The organism is Sphingomonas sp. 8AM (assembly GCF_902506455.1).
Classification (GTDB): Bacteria; Pseudomonadota; Alphaproteobacteria; order Sphingomonadales; family Sphingomonadaceae; genus Sphingomonas.
In genome coordinates this window covers 1-6,833 of record NZ_LR733847.1, presented here as the reverse complement: position 1 = coordinate 6,833, position 6,833 = coordinate 1, and the positions used below count along the sequence as shown (strand labels likewise).

The window sequence follows — 6,833 nt, the reverse complement described above, 5'->3', positions numbered from 1 at the left end:
GGTTAAGTGAGGGGGGAGGGGTAGACGTCCCCGTGAGCTGAAATCGGCGAATGCTGCCGCCCTTCCCCCCACCACCATCGCTGTCCTGAACGGGCGCAACCTCGTGCCCCGTTACCCGCTCCGGCCCACCAGAGCCTCCCACGACATCAACTGACCTCCATCCGGCACCGCACCCTGCGCGGCCGGCAGCGCCTCCGTGCGCCCTCAAGCCTCAACTCACTTTCGAAAGGAACCACGATTATGCCCATGGCAAAGCTCGATAATGCGTTCGTGATGGCCGCCCGCTGTGAACCGGGCAAACGCAAGACGGATTTCTACTCCGACGAGGTCAAAGGTTGGGTCTGCGAGGTGCGCCCCTCTGGCGGAAAAACCTTCTATCTCCGTTACGATCACAATGGTCGCCAGAAGCAGATAAAGCTGGCCGCCTTCGGCGATGCACCGCTAGCGCAGATTAGGAAAAAGGCCGAGAAGCTCCGTGCCGAAGTCGCGCTCGGCGGCGACCCCGCAGCCAAGAAGGCGGAGGCCCGTGCCGTGCCGCTGTATGGAGAGCTGGCCTCCCAACACCTCGCGGACGCCAAGCTGCATCAGAAGAGTTATGCGACGACCGAGATGTATTCGCGGCGTCACATCGTCCCGAAGTGGGGCAGGGTGCGCATCACAGACATCGACAGCCGTGCCGTCGCTCACTGGCTTGCCGAGAAGCGGGCTGAAGGGTTGGCCCCGGCCACAGTTGAGAAAATCCGCGTCATCATGGGTCGGTCATTCGAGCTTGGACAACGCTGGGGCATACCCGGCTGCACCACCAACCCGACACGCGGTGTGCCGAGGAAGCCGCTCAACAATGCCCGTGAGCGCTTCCTGACGGCGGAGGAGGCGGAACGGCTGCGGGCGGCGGCGGCGCTCTCGAAGAACACCCAGCTGCCGCACATCGTCGACCTATTGCTCTACACCGGCGCTCGGGTTCGTGAACTGCTGGATGCGCGCTGGGAGCACGTGCACGTCGATCAGCGGACGTGGCTTATCCCGACGTCGAAGACTGGCAAGGCGCGCCACGTGCCGCTGAGCAGGGCCGCACTCGACGTCATCGCGGCTTTGCCGCGCTTCAAAGACTGCCCGTACCTTATCCCAAATCCGGACACGCTGAAGCCGTTCGTTTCAATCAAGCATGCGTGGCAAGCTGTAAGAAAACTTGCCAACCTTCCAGGCTTTCGGATCCACGACACGCGCCATTCATTTGCCTCATTCTGCGTCAACGATGGTGTTGATTTATTCACAATCGGTAAACTACTTGGGCATGCCTCCTATCAGAGCACTCAGCGCTATGCGCATTTAGCAAACGACACCTTGCTCGCCGCCGTTGAAGCCGGAGCGAAGAAGCAGCGTGGCCTTCCCACGATCGCCTGAACCTCAGTCCCCATCCCGCACGCGCTGGATGGGGCATCACCTCTCATTTTTTTCGGAGACAGTTGAGTGAGTACCAAAATCCAAGCTGTTAAAGTCATGTCAAAGAAGGCGCAGATTATGTTGGGCGACATGAAGCGTTTTCGTCACTCGATGGGCTTCTACGCGTCGTACCATCTCGTGCGCGAGGGCATGATCGAGATGTGCATCGCCGGGGGCATAGGTGAGGCCGACGACATTCTGTATCTTGTTAAGCAGCTGAAGGTCCGGCCTGAAGAGGCGTTGGACACGCTTCGCAAGTACGAGGGGGATGATCCGACGCTTTATCGTTGGAAGCGAGATGCTGTCGGCCGGTATCGGCTCCATGTGCAAAGGGCGTTCCAGCATATTCGGGACGAGACGCCGCGAGCCGATGAGTGGTTCTGAGACTCCGTAGGTGACCTCCAGGCCTTAGAGGCTTAACGACGGCTGCTCCGAAGCCTTGGTGCCGTTATTGCGCCGCTTCCGATCGCGCCGACATGAGCTGCGATGGGTAGGGTTTGGCCAGCACAACGGCATCGTCGAACGAGCACGTAAGCCAGCGCTCCTCGTCTTCCTCGTCGAGCAGCACCGGCATGGCTTTGGGATGGATCGGCGCAACCAGTGGATTGGGATCGGTCGTCAGAAACGCGAACACCGCGCCGCCGCCGTCAATCGGTCGCCACACGCCTGCGAAGCTGACGATCGGCCGGCTGGGCACGTCGAACCAGAACAACGGGCGCTTGCCAGTCGGTCCGGGGCCGTACTCGCTGAAGCTGGTGAAGGGGACGAGGCACCGCCGCTCAGGGTTCGCCAAGGCCGACTTCCAGAACGGCGAGGTGTAGTTCCGTACGTTCGTGACCTTGGTGTCGAGCAGCACTGGCTTGCCGGTCCCCTTGTCGATGCGCTTGCCCGGCACCTTTCGCGGGAAGCCCCAGCGCATGATGTCGAGCGCACGGGTGCCGCCCTCTTGGCGGACGACGTAGACCGGCTTGTCGGGGAATAGCTCAGGCGGCGGTATCGTGTGATCGGGCGGAAAAGGCGCCTCGATGCCGTAGCGGGCAGCCAGCGCGATCTGCGCCTCGGTCATGCGGTAGCGGTTGCACATGGCCTTATGGTGCTGGCTGTCGCGGCGGAGTCAACTTGCGCGCACGGTGCCCTTTCGCCGCCGCCGCCTCCGGTTTAGAGAAGCCCAATGCCGGGACGATGTGCGACGGACGAGATGATCGTGCCAAGCTCAGGGCATCTAGGCTCGGTGGGCACCGGGCTGGCCTATTTCCTAGCGGCGCTCGGCTCGATGCTGCTGACCCTTAACGCCAAGGGTTTTGGGACGATTTGGCCGGCTAGTGGCATCCTTGTTGCTGCACTGTTGATTGCTCGGCCGGGACAGGCCGCAGGGCATCTCTTGACTGCAGCAGTCGCGAGTGTCGCAGCAAATCTGCTTTCTGGGGTCGGCGTGACGAACGCACTGGCGTTCACCGCGGCAAACATTGTTGAAGCGACGATTGTCGTACGGCTGTGCCAGCACTGGCATGGCGACGAGCCCCCTGACATGACGTCCCCGCGGCAGGTTGGTCGCTTGGCGTCGGCAACAATCTGCGGCGCTTTTTGCAGTGCGGCCCTGGCAACGTTCATCTCGGGCGCGAACAACATCGACTTCTTTCTGTCATGGTTTGTGACCGTCTCGCTGGGCATGATGATCGTCACGCCCCTGGTCCTGACCGGCTGGACCCTGACGCGCCGTACAGCGCGCGTGCGTACCAATCGATCTCCGTGGGAGATCGCCGCGCTGCTCGGCATGATGGCGTTGGTCAGTTTGCTGGTGTTCGGCCAATCGACTTATCCGATCCTTTTCGTGCCGATGCTGGCGCAGATAGCGGTGACCTACCGGCTGGGCCCCTTTGGTGCTGCTGCGGGCGTCGTGATCGTGGCAAGTACCGGATCGGTCATGACTGCGCAGGGCTTCGGGCCGCTCACTCCGCTCCATCTGACATCAGCGGCCTTGCTGTTTCTCCAGATTTACCTGCTGGCGCTCTTGATGTCTGCGTTGCCGCTGGCAGCGTTGCTCGCGAAACGCGACGAGCTGGTGCGGCAGCTACGCATCGCACACCTAGAGGCCGCGCAGACCGCGACGGCGGCAATGACTGCGGCGGATACGGACCAGCTTACCGGGCTCGCCAGCCGCCGCTGCATTCTGTCGCTGCTTCATGACGCAATGGCACAAACGCCCGTGGCCGTGGCTTTGCTCGATGTCGATCATTTCAAGGCAGTCAACGACAACTACGGGCATCAAACCGGTGACCGAGTGCTGCGCCGGGTAGCTGATGCGATTGCAGGAGTCCTTCGTTCATCCGATCGCGCAGGTCGATTCGGCGGCGAGGAGTTTCTGCTGATCCTGCGAGGCGCAGAGATCGAAGCCTTGATGGCGATTGCTGAACGAGTGCGCGGCGCAGTGGAAGCCTCTACCCCGCAGTCAGACGAGCCGCCCGTCACGATCAGCATCGGCGTCGCGATTGCCTCAGAAGGGGAGAGCGCCGAAGCGCTAATTCACCGTGCTGATCGCGCGCTCTATGCCTCGAAGATTGCCGGGCGGAACCGCGTGCATGCTGCTGAGCAACCCTCCTTTTTGTAGCCAAAACGGAGCGCACCGGCTCCGTAGAGTGTGCGAAGCGGTCAGAGACTAAATAGCTAGGGTTGGTTGACTTGGTCGACCTCGGCACCCTGATCAACGAGACACTGCACGATCCAGCGATAAGGAAGATGGCAGCCCGTCCACGGGTGCCGCGGCTCGGCCGTTGCAGCTTTCCAGAACTCAGTGAGCAGCCGTTGCTCCCGCACAAACGGACGAAAAATGTCCAGCGCAAGCCGAACCTCAATCGTTCCAACAGCCTCCCGCGCCGACCGCTGCGCTGCCTCGCGCAACACCTGAAGCGACAGGTTGATGAGCGCGTGGCGATGGGCGCGGCGCCGGGCACGCTGCTTGCCATAGACGTAGCGATCGGAACGACTGTCGTGCGCTTCCTGCGCAAAGATGGACGGAGCGACGTGTTGCAGCACGTTATCGGCCGGTGGCTCCCGCGCGCTGATCTGGCGGGCGTCGCGGGCGAAGGGCGTTGTTTTCCAGGCTCTGTTCGGGGCGACACTACGAAGCGGCGAGTGGACGTCATGCCTCGCTGTAGGGCCGTTTAATGTAGGTTGCCATCCGGCTCAAAATCACGAAACGGAGCGGACGTAGCCTTCGCCTCCGTCGCTCAGCGCGCGGGGGTCGCTAACCACCAAACCCGGTCACTCACTGCCAACCAGAGCGGCTTGGGGGCATGCCGCCGATGTACGACAAACAGGACATTTGCGACGGCGATAGCCGGCGGCCTAATCTTCCCTTTCAGGCAGTGTGCGCTTTGGGTTCCCCGTGCGCACGATCGTTGGCCAGCCAGTGCTCTAGCTGCATAGCCTCCATAGGCCGCGCGAACAGGAACCCTTGAGCTTCCTCACACCCGGCCTCCGCAAGGATTGCTGCTGCTTCCGGCGTCTCGACCCCTTCGGCTACGACGCGAAAGCCGAGCTTATGTGCCAAGCCGATCATCGTCTCCACCAGCACGAAGTCGGATCCATGATCCTGGACGAGGTCGCGCACAAAGGCCTGGTCGATTTTGACTATCTGCGCTGGCAACCGTTGCAGATACGCCAAGCTGCTCTGACCGGTCCCGAAGTCGTCAATCGCGACGCAAGTGCCCGTCGACGCCAATTCACGCAACATGCCGAGGGCCTGCTCAGGCTGATCCATGATCGCGCTCTCGGTAAGCTCGATCTCAAGCTGATCAGGCCGCAGATGACGCTTGAGCAGGCCCAGCTGGATGCGCTGTATAAGGTCGAGCTCCGCCAGGTTTGCAGCCGAAACGTTGATGGAAAGCGTTAGGCTGATCCCCTGTGCAGCCCAGTACGCGAGCTGGTCCATTCCGGCATCAAGCACCCACTGCGTGACCGCACGCGCGAGTGATGTCTGCTCGACAAGCGGGATGAATTCGGCCGGAGAGATCTCTCCGAGTGTCGGGTGACGCCACCGCAGTAGCGCTTCTGCGCCAACGCAGCGGGTTGTCGCCAAATCTATGCGCGGCTGATAGACGAGCCGCAACTGGTCCCTCGCTCCCAGAGCAGCACCAAGATCATGGAGGAGGTCATACTGGCGCCGATGCGTTCGATCGTTCGCAGCGGAGTATAGGCTGATCGCTCCGTCGGCAGTACGAGCATCCTGAGCCGCGCTGACGGCACCTCGCAGGATATCGTCAGCCGATATGTCTCCCAAGGTGAAGGGGCGCACGCCGACGGCGACGCTGGTGACGAAGCGGACCGAGGAGGTGGTCCGCAACTGCTCAAAGCGGGACCGCAGCACGTTCAGGTACGTCGCTTGGTCGAGCCCCGGTGGAGACAGGAAGGCAAATTGGGTGGCGCCGACGTGATAGACCGTACGGCCAGGGTCGAGTGCCTCCCGGAGAGTCATCGCCGCTTCCCGGACCATCTCGTCCACGCGCCCGCCGCCGAGAACACGCGCCATCTTGCTGACCTGATCGTCGCGAGCGAGATCGACTACGATGGCGAAGCGCTGCTCACCGGGCAGGTCGCGTGCGAGATCGATCAGATCTTCTCGGAACTGGGTGCGGCTAGGTAGAGCGCTGACGGGATCGACGCGCCCGAACGCGTGTTGCAGCTCGATCTGCGACATGACCATCGCCGCCAGGTCGGTGAGCGCTCGCAACTCGCCCGGCGAAGCTTGGCGAGGCTCCGTGCCGAGCACGCATAGCGATCCTAAACCATATCCGTCGCTGGTGACGAGCGGGGCGCCAGCGTAGAAGCGGGTGCCGTTCTGCGCGAGCAGGCTGTCTGCATAAAACGGGTCGGCAAGGAAGTCGTCAATCACCAACGGCTCGGCCGTTTCAGCGACCTCTGCACAGGGCGCCTTGTGGCGTGGGATACTCCAGTGATCGATGCCGACGCGCGACTTGAACCACTGCCGATCATGATCGGTGAGCGAGACCGCGGCTACCGGCAGGCCAAATATCTGGCTTGCCATGCGCGTGATCCGGTCGAAGCTCTCGCTAGCCGGGGTATCAAGAAGTTTCAGTTGCTGAAGGGCGTTCAGCCGAGCTTCTTCCTGGAAATTTCGCACCGAACGCTCCTTCGGCTGCGATGATGACATAACCAGCTTAACAGATTGCTAAGACTCTGGAGCTGAGGTGAAAGGCTACCTCGTTGCAAACCACGCTGTCGCAGAATCGGTGATATATGCGGCCTGACGTGCTCCCCAAAGCTCCTCCAGTCATAACTGGAGTCCGGGGTTGTCATGGTGCCCGTCGGGGCGGTGTTGCACAACCCGCTTGGCAGCATCGGCGGGCGTCAGCCCGCCAACACCACTATGC

Annotated in this window: 6 protein-coding genes; 3 read left to right on the top strand and 3 right to left on the bottom strand. The window is 61.9% G+C overall.

Going from position 1 to position 6,833, the window contains the following annotated elements; genetic code table 11:
* Positions 1-246 precede the first annotated feature (246 nt).
* Together BACI71_RS17520 and BACI71_RS17515 are read left to right on the top strand one after the other, a co-directional pair.
* Entirely contained in the window at positions 247-1,404 is a 1,158-nt protein-coding gene (locus tag BACI71_RS17520; protein WP_159761479.1) for a site-specific integrase, read from the top strand.
* A 66-nt stretch (positions 1,405-1,470) separates the two neighbouring features.
* The gene (locus BACI71_RS17515; protein WP_236553103.1) at positions 1,471-1,827 is read left to right on the top strand and encodes a hypothetical protein; all 357 of its coding nucleotides are present in this window, start codon (positions 1,471-1,473) and stop codon (positions 1,825-1,827) included.
* A 64-nt stretch (positions 1,828-1,891) separates the two neighbouring features.
* On the opposite strand, the gene BACI71_RS17510 is transcribed toward BACI71_RS17515, so the two are convergent.
* Positions 1,892-2,527: an SOS response-associated peptidase gene (locus BACI71_RS17510; protein ID WP_159761475.1), complete on the bottom strand. Its 636-nt coding sequence runs from the start codon at positions 2,525-2,527 to the stop codon at positions 1,892-1,894.
* A 147-nt stretch (positions 2,528-2,674) separates the two neighbouring features.
* Between BACI71_RS17510 and BACI71_RS17505 the strand changes: the two genes are divergently transcribed.
* Complete coding sequence (locus tag BACI71_RS17505) at positions 2,675-4,051, top strand: GGDEF domain-containing protein (RefSeq protein ID WP_159761473.1); 1,377 nt, start codon at positions 2,675-2,677, stop codon at positions 4,049-4,051.
* 56 nt (positions 4,052-4,107) lie between these two features.
* Here the strand turns inward: BACI71_RS17505 and BACI71_RS17500 are convergent, their stop codons facing one another.
* Together BACI71_RS17500 and BACI71_RS17495 are read right to left on the bottom strand one after the other, a co-directional pair.
* Positions 4,108-4,476, bottom strand: a complete 369-nt coding sequence (locus BACI71_RS17500; protein ID WP_159761471.1) for a hypothetical protein — start codon at positions 4,474-4,476, stop codon at positions 4,108-4,110.
* A gap of 325 nt (positions 4,477-4,801) precedes the next feature.
* A complete protein-coding gene (locus tag BACI71_RS17495; protein ID WP_201297520.1) occupies positions 4,802-6,583 on the bottom strand; it encodes a sensor domain-containing phosphodiesterase in 1,782 nt (593 codons plus the stop codon).
* Between the last annotated feature and the right edge of the window lie 250 nt (positions 6,584-6,833).

Excerpts from the sequence above, each read along its gene's own strand:
- BACI71_RS17520 (WP_159761479.1), top strand. The coding sequence starts at position 247 with ATGGCAAAGCTCGATAATGCGTTCGTGATGGCCGCCCGCTGTGAACCG.
- BACI71_RS17510 (WP_159761475.1), bottom strand. The coding sequence starts at position 2,527 with ATGTGCAACCGCTACCGCATGACCGAGGCGCAGATCGCGCTGGCTGCC.